The sequence below is a fragment of the Aquariibacter albus genome (assembly GCF_014145335.1).
GTDB lineage: Bacteria > Pseudomonadota > Gammaproteobacteria > Burkholderiales > Burkholderiaceae_C > Aquariibacter > Aquariibacter albus.
In genome coordinates, this window is record NZ_JACIVI010000004.1 from 99,333 (window position 1) to 114,283 (window position 14,951).

At 70.7% G+C, this 14,951-nt stretch carries 10 protein-coding genes; all 10 read left to right on the plus strand.

Going from position 1 to position 14,951, the window contains the following annotated elements:
• The 10 genes from H4F90_RS11540 to H4F90_RS11585 all read left to right on the plus strand — a co-directional run bounded on the left by H4F90_RS11540 (window position 1) and on the right by H4F90_RS11585 (window position 14,904).
• Window positions 1-726, plus strand: coding sequence for a type IV pilus inner membrane component PilO (locus tag H4F90_RS11540; protein ID WP_235972175.1), 726 nt, complete (start codon window positions 1-3; stop codon window positions 724-726).
• Window positions 723-1,313, plus strand: a complete 591-nt coding sequence (locus H4F90_RS11545; protein ID WP_182664724.1) for a pilus assembly protein PilP — start codon at window positions 723-725, stop codon at window positions 1,311-1,313. Before H4F90_RS11540 ends, H4F90_RS11545 begins: the two co-directional genes overlap by 4 nt.
• Entirely contained in the window at window positions 1,310-3,187 is a 1,878-nt protein-coding gene (locus H4F90_RS11550) for a type IV pilus secretin PilQ (protein WP_182664726.1), read from the plus strand. Before H4F90_RS11545 ends, H4F90_RS11550 begins: the two co-directional genes overlap by 4 nt.
• On the plus strand, window positions 3,184-3,768 hold the full coding sequence (locus tag H4F90_RS11555) for a shikimate kinase (RefSeq protein WP_235972176.1): 585 nt from the start codon (window positions 3,184-3,186) through the stop codon (window positions 3,766-3,768). The genes H4F90_RS11550 and H4F90_RS11555 overlap by 4 nt, the downstream gene beginning before the upstream one ends.
• Window positions 3,769-3,877: 109 nt before the next feature.
• Window positions 3,878-5,047, plus strand: a complete 1,170-nt coding sequence (aroB, locus tag H4F90_RS11560) for a 3-dehydroquinate synthase (RefSeq protein WP_182664728.1) — start codon at window positions 3,878-3,880, stop codon at window positions 5,045-5,047.
• A complete protein-coding gene (locus H4F90_RS11565) occupies window positions 5,044-6,285 on the plus strand; it encodes a deoxyguanosinetriphosphate triphosphohydrolase (RefSeq protein ID WP_407926183.1) in 1,242 nt (413 codons plus the stop codon). The genes aroB and H4F90_RS11565 overlap by 4 nt, the downstream gene beginning before the upstream one ends.
• A gap of 140 nt (window positions 6,286-6,425) precedes the next feature.
• Window positions 6,426-7,784, plus strand: a complete 1,359-nt coding sequence (locus tag H4F90_RS11570; RefSeq protein ID WP_182664730.1) for a porin — start codon at window positions 6,426-6,428, stop codon at window positions 7,782-7,784.
• A 41-nt stretch (window positions 7,785-7,825) separates the two neighbouring features.
• On the plus strand, window positions 7,826-9,235 hold the full coding sequence (locus tag H4F90_RS11575) for a porin (protein WP_182664732.1): 1,410 nt from the start codon (window positions 7,826-7,828) through the stop codon (window positions 9,233-9,235).
• A 75-nt stretch (window positions 9,236-9,310) separates the two neighbouring features.
• A complete protein-coding gene (locus H4F90_RS11580) occupies window positions 9,311-10,021 on the plus strand; it encodes a transposase (protein WP_182664734.1) in 711 nt (236 codons plus the stop codon).
• Window positions 10,022-10,152: 131 nt separating this feature from the next.
• Window positions 10,153-14,904 (plus strand): glutamate synthase-related protein, encoded by a 4,752-nt coding sequence (locus tag H4F90_RS11585; protein WP_182664736.1) that lies wholly within the window; start codon window positions 10,153-10,155, stop codon window positions 14,902-14,904.
• Window positions 14,905-14,951: the final 47 nt, after the last annotated feature.

Below are 14,951 nucleotides of genomic sequence, written 5' to 3' on the forward strand. Positions count from 1 at the left end.
ATGCGGATGCACCGAAGGTTCCGATCCCTGCGCCTGGACTGGGCCGGGCTGCGCCGCCAGTTCACCGGCATCGACCTCGACCTGCGCCGCGCCGGCCAGTGGCCGGCCGCGCCGCGCTGGACCGCCTACCTGCTGTTGGCCCTGGCCGCCCTGGGCGGCGGCGCGCAATGGCTGGTGATGCCGGCCTACGAGGTGCTGCAGGCCGAGCGCGAGCGCGAGCCCGCCCTGCGGGCTGACTACCGCCTCAAGCTCGGCAAGGCGCTGCGGCTGGACGCCCTGAAGCAGCAGAAGCGCGAGGTCGAGCAGGCCGTCAACCAGCTGGAGAAGCAGCTTCCCGGCCGGGCCGAGATGGATGCCCTGCTGGCCGACATCAACCAGGCCGGCGTCGGGCGGGGCCTGCAGTTCGAGCTCTTCCGGCCGGGCCTGGAATCGGTGCGGGACCACTATGCCGAGCTGCCGATTGCGCTGCGCATCGGCGGCCGCTATCACGACCTCGGCGCCTTCGCGGCCGACATCGCCAAGCTCTCCCGCATCGTCACCCTGCACAAGCTGGTGATGGTGCAGCCTGGTGGCAGCGGCGCCGTGCCGGGGGTACTCAGCTTCGAAGCCGAGGCCCGCACCTACCGCTACCTCGACGCCGAGGAGCTGGCTGCACGCCGCAAGCCGCGTGGCAGCGGCGCGGCAAGCCGGCGCCCCAAGCCGGCCGACGACCGAGCCAAGCCATGAGCCTCGCCCTCCGCCCGTGGGGCCGCTGCCACCGGATCGCCGTGCTGCGCCCTTCCTTGCCGCTGCTGCTGGCCCTCTTGCTCGCAGCCTGCAGCGACGACCATGCCGAGCTCGATGCCTGGATGGCCGCCCAGCAGGCCACGCTGCCGCGCAAGGTCGAGCCCTTCGTGCCCCCGCAGCCCTTCGTGCCGCAGCCCTACGAGGCCGGCGAGCGACCCGACCCCTACAACCCGGCCCGTCTGGCTGGGGTCCTGCCCCGGGCCGGCCTGCGACCCGATGCCCTGCTGGCCCCCGAGCTGAAGCGCCCGCGCCAGCCACTCGAAGACGTGCCGCTGGACCAGATGGCCATGGTCGGCCTCCTTAGCCGGGCGGCGCGGCCGCAAGCCCTGCTCAAGGTGGGGCCCACCCTCCATCGCGTGCAGGTGGGTGACTACCTCGGCCCGCACTACGGCCGGATCACGGCCATCCGCGACAGCGGTCTGGAACTGCGCGAGATCGTGCAGGACGCCGCAGGCGACTGGGTGCTGCGCCCGGCCCGCCTCGAACTGCAAGGCCAGCCCCTGCCGGGCCCGAAGGATTCCCGATGAGCCCCTCCCTGCCTGCCTGGGCCCTGCTGGCCTGCTGCACCCTGGCCTTGCCGGGCCATCCCGTCGCTGCCGCCGAGGCGCCCCCGGCCCGCGCGGCTGAGGCCGCCGACCCCGCCACGACGCCTCGGCAGGTCCAGTCGCTGGACTTCCGCCGCGGCCCGGCGGCTTCGGGCCGGCTGGAGCTGCGGCTCTCGGCCCGCGAGCCGGCGGTCGAGGTGCGGCCGGAGGGCCGCAGCCTGATCGTCGAAATCCCGCAGACCCAGTTGCCCGCCGCCCTGCGCCGCGTGCTGGACGTGGGCGACCTCGGCAGCCCCGTGCGCCTGCTGCGCTGCGAGCAGCGCGGCGACACCGTGCGCCTGCGGCTGGAGACCGAGGGGGCCTGGGAACACAGCGTGACCCAGAGCGAGCAGCTGCTGGTCGTGGAGCTGCGTCCGCAGCGCGTCGATCCGAACAAGCCGCTGCCGGGCCCGGGCTACAGCGGCGAGAAGCTCTCGCTGAACTTCCAGAGCATCGAGCTGCGCGCGCTGCTGCAGGTCTTTGCCGACTTCACCAACCTCAACCTGGTGGCCAGCGACACCGTCACCGGCAGCGTCACCCTACGGCTGAAGGACGTGCCCTGGGATCAGGCGCTGGACATCGTGCTGCAGTCCAAGGGCCTGGGCCTGCGCCGCAACGGCAATGTGCTGAGCATCGCGCCGAAGGACGAGATCGCTGCGCGCGAGAAGGCGGACCTGGAAGCCCGCCGCCAGATCCAGGACCTGGAGCCCCTGCGGACCCAGGCCTTCCAGCTCAACTACAGCAAGGCCGAGGATCTGGTGCGCCTGCTGACCGGAAGCACCGGCCGGGCCGGGCCGGCGGCCGCTCCGGCGCTGCCGGCCGCTGCGGCCGCGGCGGCGGGTGGGGGCGAGCTTGCCCATCCTTCCGGCAGCAGCCGCATCCTTTCGCCGCGCGGCAGCGTCGGCTACGAGCTGCGGACCAACCAGCTCTTCGTGACCGATGTCGGTGCGAAGCTGGAGGAGGTGGGACGCATCATCGGCAAGGTCGACATCCCGGTCCGGCAGGTGGTGATCGAGGCACGCATCGTCGAGGCCAGTGACAGCTTCGGCCGCACGCTCGGCGTGCGGCTCGGCGGCCTGGGGCGGGTCGCAGCCCAGGGCGGGTCGCCGCAGCTGCAGGTGGGGGGCAGTTACCTGGGCGTGCAGCCCAGCCCCTCGGGCACCCTGGGCGCGCCCACGACGGCCGGCTACAACCAGAACCTGAACTTCGTGAACCTGCCGGCGGCCAGCCTCGGCAATGCGCCCGGGGTGTCGGCCGGCACGCTCGCCCTCTCGCTGTTCAACCAGGCGGCCAACCGCTTCCTCAGTCTGGAGATCTCGGCCCTCGAAGCCGAGGGCAAGGGCAAGATCGTCTCCAGCCCGCGCGTGGTCACGGCCGACCAGATCAAGGCCACCATCCGCCAGGGCACGCAGATCCCCTACCAGTCCGCCGCGCCGGGCGCGGCCGGCGGCACCCAGGTGTCCTTCAAGGATGCGGTGCTGAAGCTGGAGGTGACACCGCAGATCACGCCCGAGGGCGGCATCCTGCTCGACGTCGACGTGAGCAAGGACAGCCGCGGCCAGGACACCACCGCCGGCCCGGCCATCGACACCAAGCAGGTCCGCACCCAGGTGCTGGTCGAGAATGGCGGGACCGTCGTCATCGGCGGCATCTTCGAGCAGCAGGACACCGAGAATGTGAACAAGGTGCCCGTGCTCGGCGATCTGCCTGGCGTCGGCAACCTGTTCAAGAACCGAACGCGCGAAACGCGCAAGACCGAGCTTCTCGTGTTCCTCACCCCCAAAGTCATCGCTGAGCGCAGCGGCTGGGCGCAATGAGCGCGGCCGGGCCGCGCATCGCGCTGGTCGGCATGCCGGGCAGCGGCAAGTCCTCCGTCGGCCGGCAGCTGGCGCGCCGGCTGGGCCTGGGTTTCGTCGACGTCGACAGCGCCATCGAAGAGCGGCTGGGCTGCAGCATCCGGGATTTCTTTGCCGCGGAGGGCGAGGCCGCCTTCCGCGATCGCGAGGCCGAGGTGCTCGCCGGGCTGCTGGCCGCCCCGGGCGGCTGCGTGCTGGCCACGGGCGGCGGCGCCGTGCTGCGCCCGGCCAACCGGGCGGCACTGCGCGAGCACAGCACGGTGATCTACCTGAAGACCACCGTCGAGGAGCTGCTGCGCCGCCTCAAGGGCGACCAGCAGCGGCCGCTGCTGCAGGGTGTGGACCCGCGCGCCAAGCTGCGCGAACTCTTCGCGCAGCGCGACCCGCTCTACCGCGAGACCGCGCACTACGTGATCGAGACCGGCCGCCCCTCGGTCGCGACCCTGGTCGGCATGGTGCAGATGCAGATCGAGGTGGCGGGCCTGATGCCGTCCCGCATCCCGGACGAGGCCGCCGGGCCATCGCCCGAGGTGCCGGCCTGAGCGGCACGGAACCCGGCCGCGCGCCCAGCGCCTCGAGGTCGCTCGACCGTCCCCGGCCGGCCGCCGCGCGGTCCGGCGGGTGGGGGAGGGGCCCCGTACACTGGAGCGCATGCCGACCGCCGCGCCTGCCCTGACGCTCGCCCCCTCGCCTGAAATCCCGCGCCGCGTGCCGATCGCGCTCGATGCGCGCAGCTACGACATCCTGATCGGCCGCGGCCTGCTGGACGATCCGGCCAGCTACGAGGGCCTGCCGCGCTCGGCCCTGGCGGCCATCGTCAGCAACACCACCGTCGCGCCGCTCTACGCCGAGCGCCTGGCTGCACAGTTGCAGGGCCGCCACCGCCGCATCGAGACCGTGGTGCTGCCCGATGGCGAGGACCACAAGGACTGGGCGACGATGAACCGCATCTTCGATGCGCTGCTCGCCGCCCAGGGCGACCGCAAGACGGTGATCTACGCGCTCGGTGGCGGGGTCGTCGGTGACATGAGCGGCTTCGCCGCGGCCTGCTACATGCGCGGCGTGCCCTTCGTGCAGGTGCCGACCACGCTGCTGGCCCAGGTCGATTCCTCGGTGGGCGGCAAGACGGCCGTCAACCACCCGCTGGGCAAGAACATGATCGGCGCCTTCTACCAGCCGCTGCGCGTGCTGGCCGACCTGGCGACGCTCGACACCCTGCCGGACCGCGAGATCCGCGCCGGCCTGGCCGAGGTGATCAAGTACGGGCCGATCGCCGATGCCGATTTCTTCGACTGGATCGAGCGCAACCTCGACGCGCTGCTGGCGCGCGATCCGGCTGCCCTGGCGCATGCGGTGCAGCGCTCGTGCGAGATCAAGGCCTGGGTGGTGTCGCAGGACGAGCGCGAGTCCGGCCTGCGCGCCATCCTGAACTACGGCCACACCTTCGGCCATGCCATCGAGGCCGGCCTGGGCTTCGGCGTCTGGCTGCATGGCGAGGCGGTGGGCTGCGGCATGGTGCTGGCGGCCGAGCTGTCCGCCCGGCTCGGCCTGCTGGATGCCGGCGCGGCCGCGCGCATCGTGCGGCTGATCGAACGCGCCGGCCTGCCGGTGATCGCGCCGGTGCTGGGTGGAGCCGAGGACTGGCTGGCCCACATGCGGGTCGACAAGAAGGCCGAGGGCGGCGAGATCCGCTTCGTCCTGATCGACGGCCTGGGCCGCGCCTGCATGCGCCCGGCGCCCGATGCCCTGGTGACCGAGGTGATTGCCGCGCGCAGCGACCCGGCCGTGGATGCCGCGGCCCGCGCCGCGCAGCCGGCTTGATCCTGCCGGACCTGGCCGAGTGGGCCGGTTCCGGCCCACGCGCCCCCTGGGCCAGCGACCCGGCGCGCAGCCGCGGCCGCCGCCATGCCGAGCCGCCGCCCGGCGATCGCAGCGAATTCCAGCGCGACCGCGATCGCATCGTCCACGCCACCGCCTTCCGGCGCCTGGTCTACAAGACCCAGGTCTTCGTCAACCACGAAGGCGATCTCTTCCGCACCCGGCTCACGCATTCGCTGGAGCTGGCCCAGCTCGGCCGCTCCATCGCCCGCCGGCTGGGGCTGGACGAGGATCTGGTCGAGGCCATCGCCCTGGCCCACGACCTGGGCCACACCCCCTTCGGCCATGCCGGCCAGGATGCGCTCGACGCCTGCCTGCGGGCGGTCGAGCCCGAGGGGGGCGGCTTCGAGCACAACCTGCAGTCGCTGCGCGTGGTCGACCGGCTGGAGGAGCGCTATGCCGCCTTCGACGGCCTGAACCTGAGCTTCGAGACCCGCGAGGGCATCCTCAAGCACTGCGCGCGGGCAGCGGCCGAGCGGCTGGAGGCGGCCGAGCCTGGCGGTGTCGCCGCCCGCTTCCTGCGCCCGTCCGGCCAGCCGCCCGGGCCGCCCAGCCTGGAGGCGCAGCTTGCCAACCTGGCCGATGAGATCGCCTACAACGCGCACGACGTCGACGATGGCGTGCGCTCGGGCCTGCTCACGATCGAACAGCTGGAGGCCGTGCCGCTGTTTGCCGCCCCGCTGGCCGAGGTCCGCGCGGTGCATCCGCAACTCGGTGGCCGGCGCCTGCTGTCCGAGACCCTGCGCCGCATGCTCTCGGCCCAGGTCCAGGACGTGGTGCTCGCCACCGCGCAGGCCCTGCGCGAGGCGGGGCGGCGCCTGGGGCGTCCGCCGGATGCGCAGGCATTGCGTGCAGCCGGCCCGCTGCTGCGCTTCTCGCCGGCCATGCGCGAGGCCAGCACCGGCCTGAAGCGCTTCCTTTTCGCCCGGCTCTACCGCCACCCGCAGGTGGAGGCCACCACCGAGCGCGCCCGGGCCGTGGTGCGGGTGCTCTTCGAGGCCTACCTGAACGATCCGCCGGCCTCGGTGCGTCAGCGCCGCGACGACAGCAGCCTGCCGCGCCAGGTGGCCGATCACGTGTCGGGCATGACCGATCGCTATGCCACCCGGGAATACCAGCGGATTACTGGCCGGGAGGCCTTCCCCGCCGAGCGCCCCGAAGCCGGCCCGTCCGCGGGCTGAGGCAAAAAGCCACACGGGCTGGTGTTCTCCCGGGGGGCTCCTCCGAAAGGGGGTGTCTAGAGTGCATGGGCGCCCCGACCGCGGGGCGGCCGGGGCCCAGGCCGCGGCGCACCCTACACAACCGACTGGGAGATCCCGACATGACGCACGCCCCCTTCGCCCGGCCCCTGCTGATCCTGGCCCTGCTTGCTGCCGGGGCGGCCCAGGCCCAGAGTTCGCTGACCCTGTTCGGCCTGACGGACATCGGGCTCAACAACGTCACTGGCCAGAACGCCGCGAACACCCGTCTGTCGAGCGGCATCATGGAAGGCAGCCGCTGGGGCATGAAGGGCAGCGAGGACCTCGGCGGGGGCTACAAGGCCGTGTTCGTGCTGGAAAGCCGGATCGAGCTGGACACCGGCGCCAACAGCAACCGCGCGGCTTCGGGCAGCCAGCTGCCCGACCGCTTCACCGATCCGGCCAATTTCAATTTCCCGCTGACGCTGGCGGACTTCGGTCTGACCCCGGCCCAGTTTGCAGGCCTGCCGCTCGCCCAGCAGCAGCAGATCGGCGCCTTCATCACCAACACCCCGCAGGCCCAGGCGGCACGGCAGGGCCTGCTGGGCCAGGTCGGGGGCCAGGTGGGCGCCGCGATCGGCGTGAACCTCGACAACCGGCTGTTCGACCGCCAGGCCTTCGTCGGCCTGGTGACCCCGGTCGGCGCGATCCTGATGGGGCGCCAGTACACGCCGGGCTACGAGATGTTCTACGTCTTCGATTCGATGCAGACGGAGTCCAGCCTGTCGGCGGCGCAGATCGCCACGCTGCCCCCGGCCATCGACATCCGCCGGGACAACACCGTGGCCTACCGCGTGCAGCAGAACGGCTTCACCGGCACCCTGTCCCTGTCCTTCGGCGAGCGCAGCACCGGCTTCGAGGACGGTCGCTACCTGGGCGGCAACTTCTACTACAAGGGCGCCGACTGGGGCGCCGGCATCGCCTACGCACACAACACCAACACCGCGGGCGAGACCGGCCTGCGCAACCTGGTGCTCGGCGCCTATGCCGATGTGGGGCCGGGCCGGCTGTCGACCCTGTTCGCCTCGGCCAAGGACGACCATCCCGAGGCCGCCGTCGGCCTGCGTGCCGCGCTGGCTGCAAATGCGGCGATTCCGGTGCCGGTCAAGACGGTGCTCGGCAACGGCTTCGAGGACGCGCTGCGCATCGATGCGAACCTCTTCCACATCGGCTACCGCATCCAGAGCGGCCCGCACCAGGTGACCGTGGCCTACAACCACTTCCACGACAAGCTGCGCCAGGATGCCGACACCCAGTCCTATGGCGCGGTCTACACCTATGCCTTCTCCAAGCGGACTGACGTGAACTTCGTGCTGACCCAGTTCCGCAACGAGGACCGCGCCCAGGCCGCCCCGGGAGGCAACGGCTTCTTCGGGGGCGTGACCGCCGAGGCCGGTCGCGATGCACGCAACCTCGCGATCGCGCTGCGCCACCGCTTCTGAACCGCGCCTGCCCCGTCCCGCGTCCTCTGCGAGAGCACGTCATGCGTCCCTTTCTCTTCCCTCTGCGGCGTGGGCTGCTGCCGCTGCTGCTGGCCGCGGCCGCACCCGCTGCCTCCGCCCAGTCCACCCTGCAGCTCTATGGGCTGGCCGATGGCGGTCTGACCTACACCACCGGCCAGGACGCGGCCAAGCTGCGCCTGTCCAGCGGCATCATGGAAGGCAGCCGCTGGGGCCTGAAGGGCAGCGAGGACCTGGGCGGGGGCTGGAAGGTGCTGTTCGTGCTGGAAAGCCGCTTCGAGCTCGACAGCGGCGATCTGGCCAACCGCCCGGCCACCGGCGGCCGGCTGCCGGACCGCTTCAGCCAGCCGGACACCCTCGGGGCCCCGCCCTTCACCCAGACCGTGTTCAACGGCGTGCTGAACAGCGTCGGCCTGCCCCTGGGCAGCCTGCTGCCGCTGGGGCCGCTGTTCAACCTGTCGCCGCAGGTGTCGGATCCGCTGGGCCTGCGCCAGCAGGTCGCCGATGCGGTGGTCGAGGAGGCGGGACGGCGGGTGGGCGTGAACCACCTGGAGCGCAACCTCTTCGACCGCCAGGCCTATGTCGCACTGGTCACCCCGGTGGGCGGCTTCGTGCTCGGGCGGCAGTACTCGCCCGCCTACGAGGTGTTCTACCAGTTCGACGCCATGAAGACCGAGTCCGGCCTGTCGGCCGGGCAGATCGCCGCGATCCCGCAGGGCATCGAGATCCGGACGCCGAACGCGCTGCAGTACCGGATCGCGCTGAAGGGCTACACCGCCTCGCTGATGTACGGCACCCGCGAGGGCGGCACCTCGACCCCGTCGATCGTGCCGGCCGGCCGCTTTCTCGGCGCCAATGCGTACTACAAGGATCCCGATGGCCGCTACGGCTACGGCACGGCCTACGCGACCCGCAAGAACTCGAAGGGCAAGAAGGGGCTGACCAACTGGCTGGCCGGCGCCTTCGTGCGGCTGGGGCCGGGCACGCTGCACGGCCTGTTCACCTCCATCCGCGACGACAACCCGCAGTCCGGGGTCGACATCCGCGAGGGCCTGGAGGCCAACAGCACTCTGGCCAACCCGCTCCTGGCCGGTTTCCGCGACGCCTACGCGACGGCCTACAACGAGGCCTTCAAGCAGGATGCGCGGCTCTTCCACCTCGGCTACAGCGTCCCCTTCGGCCGTCACACGGTGACGGTGGCCTACAACCTGCTGGACGACCGCAGCATGTTCCGGTCGGACCTGCGCTCCTACGGCCTGGCCTACACCTACGCCTTCTCCAAGCGCACCGACCTCAATGCCGTGCTGGTGCACTTCGACAACCGCGGACTGGCGCAGCTGGCCCCGGGGGGCAATGGCTACCTCGGCGGGGTGACGCGTGCGGCGGGCGTCGACGCGACCCAGCTCGCGCTGGGCCTGCGCCACCGCTTCTGAGCCGCGGCGGCCGCTGGGGCTGAGGGACACTGCGGGCCTGCCCGCAGTCCCTCCCCGCCCTGCCGTCCGCTGCCCATGGCCCGCCTTCCCCGCGCCGTCTTCGACGGCCTGCCGCATCTCGTGCAGCTGCGCGGGCCGAGCCGAGAGCCGCTCTTCCTCGACGCCGAGGATCTCCGTGGTGCCCATGCGCTGCTCCGCGAGGCGGTCGTGCTGCACCGGCTCGCCCTGCATGGCTGGTGCTTCCTGCCCGACCGGGTCGAGCTGCTGCTGACGCCGCCGACGGCGGAGGCCCTGTCGCGGGCCATGCAGACCTTCGCCCGGCGCCATGCCGCCGCCTACAACCGGCGCCACGACCGGGCGGGCAGCCTGTGGGCCGGGCGCTACCGGGCCGCGGTGATCGATCCCGGTGCGTGGATGCTGGCCTGCCTGTTGCGTATCGATGGGGCGGGCCCGGCCGAACCGGCGGGGTTCCCGGAGTTCGGGGCGTGGATGTCCAGCCGTGCGCACCACCTTGGCTCGGTCGGTGAGGGCCTGCTGAGCGATCCGCCCGCCTACTGGGCGCTCGGCAACACCCCGTTCGAGCGCGAGGCGCGCTACCGCGCGCTGCTGGCGCAGCCCTTGCCTGCAAGCCAGGCCGAGTCGATCGAGGCGGCGCTGCGCGGCGGCTGGGCGCTCGGTCCGGCAGGGTTTCTCGCTCGGCTGGGCGAGCAGGCGGAGCGTCCGCTGCAGCCCCGGCCGCGGGGCCGGCCGGCGCGCCAGCCCGTCGACTCCGGGTCGAGTTCTTAAAGTGTCCCCATTTAATTTGTATGTTTTTCGCCAGTCGTTTTAATAGAACCTGACCCCATTTATTTGCGCTTGCTGTGGCTTTTGCGCCGCAGTAAATTCCCTGTCTTCTGTTCACGTTCCGGGAGTGCCCCATGGCCCAGCCCCTTCAAGCTACGCCGGCCGAACTGGCCCTCGCCAGCCAGCATGGCCTGTACAACGCGGCCCACGAGCATGACGCCTGCGGCGTCGGCTTCGTCGCGCACATCAAGGGCCAGAAGGCGCACGCCATCGTGGCCCAGGGTCTGAAGATCCTCGAGAACCTGGACCACCGGGGCGCGGTCGGTGCCGACAAGCTGATGGGCGACGGCGCGGGCATCCTGCTGCAGATCCCCGACGAGCTCTTCCGGGCCGAGATGGCCGCCCAGGGCGTGACGCTGCCGCCCCAGGGTGAGTACGGCGTGGGCATGATCTTCCTGCCCAAGGAGCACGCCAGCCGTCTGGCCTGCGAGCAGGAGCTCGAGCGCGCGATCAAGGCCGAAGGCCAGGTGCTGCTGGGCTGGCGCGACGTGCCGGTCGACCGCGAGATGCCGATGTCGCCGACCGTGCGCGAGAAGGAACCGGTGATCCGCCAGGTCTTCATCGGCCGCGGCGCCGACGTGATCGTGCCGGATGCGCTCGAGCGTAAGCTCTACGTGATCCGCAAGACGGCCAGCGCCGCCATCCAGCGCCTGAACCTGACGCACAGCCACGAGTACTACGTGCCCAGCATGAGCTGCCGCACGATCATCTACAAGGGCCTGCTGCTGGCCGACCAGGTCGGCCAGTACTACCTGGACCTGCGCGACGAGCGTTGCACCTCGGCCCTGGCCCTGGTGCACCAGCGCTTCTCGACCAACACCTTCCCCGAGTGGCCGCTGGCCCACCCCTACCGGATGGTGGCCCACAACGGCGAGATCAACACCGTCAAGGGCAACTTCAACTGGATGCGCGCCCGCGAAGGCGTCATGAAGTCGCCGGTGCTGGGCGAGGACCTGCCCAAGCTCTACCCGATCAGCTTCGAGGGCCAGTCCGACACGGCCACCTTCGACAACGCGATCGAGCTGCTGACCATGGCCGGCTACCCGCTGGCCCAGGCGGCGATGATGATGATCCCCGAGGCCTGGGAGAACCACGAAGGCATGGACGCCCGCCGCCGCGCCTTCTACGAGTACCACGCCGCGATGATCGAGCCCTGGGACGGTCCGGCCGCGATGGTGTTCACCGACGGCCGCCAGATCGGCGCCACCCTGGATCGCAACGGCCTGCGTCCCGCGCGCTACTGCGTGACGGACGACGACCTCGTCGTGATGGCCTCGGAAGCCGGCGTGCTGCCCTTCCCCGAGAACAAGATCGTCCGCAAGTGGCGCCTGCAGCCGGGCAAGATGTTCCTGATCGACTTCGAGCAGGGCCGCATCGTCGACGACGAGGAGCTGAAGAACCAGTTCGCCCAGGCCAAGCCCTACCGCCAGTGGATCGACAACGTCCGCATCAAGCTCGATGCGGTGGCGGCCACCCCCGTGCAGCCCCAGTTCACCGAGACCCTGCTGGACCGTCAGCAGGCCTTCGGCTACACGCAGGAAGACCTGAAGTTCCTGATGAGCCCGATGGCCATCGCGGGCGAGGAAGGCATCGGCTCGATGGGCAACGACAGCCCGCTGGCCGTGCTGTCGGACAAGAACAAGCCGCTGCCGAGCTACTTCAAGCAGCTCTTCGCCCAGGTCACGAACCCGCCGATCGATCCGATCCGCGAGGCCATCGTGATGAGCCTGAACAGCTTCATCGGCCCCAAGCCCAACCTGCTCGACATCAATGCGGTGAACCCGCCGATGCGGCTGGAGGTGGCGCAGCCCATCCTGGACTTCGCCGACATGGCCCGCCTGCGCGCCATCGAGGGCGCCACCGGCGGCAAGTTCAAGACCCACGAGCTCGACATCATCTACCCTCTGGCCTGGGGCGCCGAAGGCGTCGAGGCCAAGCTGGCCTCGCTGTGCGCGGAGGCGGTCGATGCGCTGCAGGGCGGCCACAACATCCTGATCCTGACCGACCGCCGGATGGACCGCGACCATGTCGCCATCCCCGCGCTGCTGGCCCTGTCGGCCGTGCACCAGCACCTGGTGCGCGCCGGCCTGCGCACCACCGCCGGCCTGGTCGTGGAGACCGGCTCGGCCCGCGAAGTGCATCACTTCGCCACCCTGGCCGGCTACGGCGCCGAGGCCGTCCATCCCTACCTGGCGATGGAGACCCTGGCGGCGCTGCACAAGGATCTACCCGGCGCGCTGAGCGCCGAGAAGGCGATCTACAACTACGTGAAGGCGATCGGCAAGGGCCTGTCGAAGATCATGTCCAAGATGGGCGTGTCGACCTACATGTCCTATTGCGGCGCCCAGCTCTTCGAGGCCATCGGCCTCAACAAGGGCCTGGTCGACACCTACTTCCGCGGCACGGCCACCCAGGTCGGCGGCATCGGCGTGTTCGAGGTCGCCGAGGAAGCCCTGCGCACCCACCGCGCGGCCTTCGGCAGCGACCCGGTGCTGGCCACCATGCTCGACGCCGGTGGCGAGTACGCTTGGCGTGCCCGCGGCGAAGAGCACATGTGGACGCCCGACGCGATCGCCAAGCTGCAGCATGCGACCCGCGCCGGCAAGTTCGACACCTACAAGGAATACGCCCAGATCATCAACGACCAGTCGCGCCGTCACCTGACGCTGCGCGGCCTGTTCGAGTTCAAGCTCGACCCGAGCAAGGCCATCCCGGTCGACGAGGTCGAATCGGCGGCCGAGATCGTCAAGCGCTTCGCCACCGGCGCGATGTCGCTGGGCTCCATCAGCACGGAAGCGCACAGCACGCTGGCCATTGCGATGAACCGCATCGGCGGCAAGTCCAACACCGGCGAAGGCGGCGAGGACCCGGCGCGCTACCGCAACGAGCTCAAGGGCATCAAGATCACCGCCGGCACCAAGGTGTCGGACGTGGTCGGCAAGAAGGTCATCGAGGCCGACTACGAGCTCAAGGACGGCGACAGCCTGCGCTCGAAGATCAAGCAGGTCGCCTCGGGCCGCTTCGGGGTCACGACCGAGTACCTGGTCAGCGCCGACCAGATCCAGATCAAGATGGCCCAGGGTGCCAAGCCCGGTGAAGGTGGCCAGCTGCCGGGCGGCAAGGTGTCGGACTACATCGGCTTCCTGCGCCACTCGGTGCCGGGCGTCGGCCTCATCAGCCCGCCGCCGCACCACGACATCTACTCGATCGAGGACCTGGCCCAGCTGATCCACGACCTGAAGAACGTGAACCCGCGTTCCTCGGTCAGCGTGAAGCTGGTGTCGGAAGTCGGGGTCGGCACCATCGCCGCCGGCGTGGCCAAGGCCAAGGCCGACCATGTGGTGATCGCCGGCCATGACGGGGGCACCGGGGCCTCGCCCTGGTCCTCGATCAAGCATGCCGGCTCGCCCTGGGAGCTGGGCCTGGCCGAGACGCAGCAGACCCTGGTGCTCAATGGCCTGCGCGGCCGCATCCGCGTGCAGGCCGACGGCCAGATGAAGACCGGCCGCGACGTGGTGATCGGTGCGCTGCTCGGCGCCGACGAGTTCGGCTTCGCGACCGCGCCCCTGGTCGTCGAAGGCTGCATCATGATGCGCAAGTGCCATCTGAACACCTGCCCGGTCGGCGTGGCCACGCAGGATCCGGTGCTGCGCCAGAAGTTCGCCGGCAAGCCCGAGCACGTCGTCAACTACTTCTTCTACGTCGCCGAGGAGGCGCGCCAGATCATGGCGCAGCTGGGCATCCGCCGCTTCGACGAGCTGGTCGGCCGCGCCGACCTGCTCGACACCCGCAAGGGCATCGAGCACTGGAAGGCCCGCGGCCTGGACTTCAGCCGGGTCTTCCACCTGCCGGCCGTCGCCGCCGAGGTGCCGCGTCTGCACGTCGAGAACCAGGATCACGGCCTGAGCCGTGCGCTCGACCAGACCCTGATCCAGAAGTGCCTGCCGGCGCTGGAGCGTGGCGAGAAGGTGCAGTTCATGGAGACGGTGCGCAACGTCAACCGCACCGTCGGCGCGATGCTGTCGGGCGAGCTGATCCGCCGCCACGCCGAAGGCCTGCCCGACCAGACCATCTTCATCCAGATGGAGGGCACCGGCGGCCAGAGCTTCGCGGCCTTCCTGGCTCAGGGCATCACCTTCTACCTGATCGGCGAAGCCAACGACTACACCGGCAAGGGCCTGTCGGGCGGCCGCATCGTCGTGCGTCCCTCGATCGAGTTCCGCGGCGACGCGACCAAGAACATCATCGTCGGCAACACCGTGCTCTACGGCGCGACCCGCGGCGAGGCCTTCTTCCGCGGCGTCGGTGGCGAGCGCTTCGCCGTCCGCCTGTCGGGCGCCACCACGGTGGTGGAAGGCACCGGCGACCACGGTTGCGAATACATGACCGGCGGCACGGTGGTCGTGCTCGGCAAGACCGGCCGCAACTTCGCGGCGGGCATGTCGGGCGGCATCGCCTACGTCTACGACGAGGACGGCCAGTTCGCCAAGCGCTGCAACCCCGCCATGGTCACGCTGGGCAAGGTGCTGTCGGCCGAGGAGCAGGCGCAGACCCAGGATCCGGCCACCTTCCACAAGGGCCAGACCGACGAGGCCCTGCTCAAGAAGCTGGTCGAGGACCACCACAAGTGGACCGGCTCGCTGCGCGCCCGCGAGATCCTCGACCAGTGGCCCGCCGCACGCGACAAGTTCGTGAAGGTCTTCCCGAACGAGTACCAGCGTGCCCTCAAGGAGATGGCCGCCGCCCAGGCGACCGACGAGACCCTGGCCAAGGCCAAGGGCGAGACCGGTAAGGCCGCCAAGGCCAAGACCGTGCCCGCCAAGTAAGCCGCCCGCCGCGCCAACCGCCAGCCTCAGCCAGCAGAGATCCGATC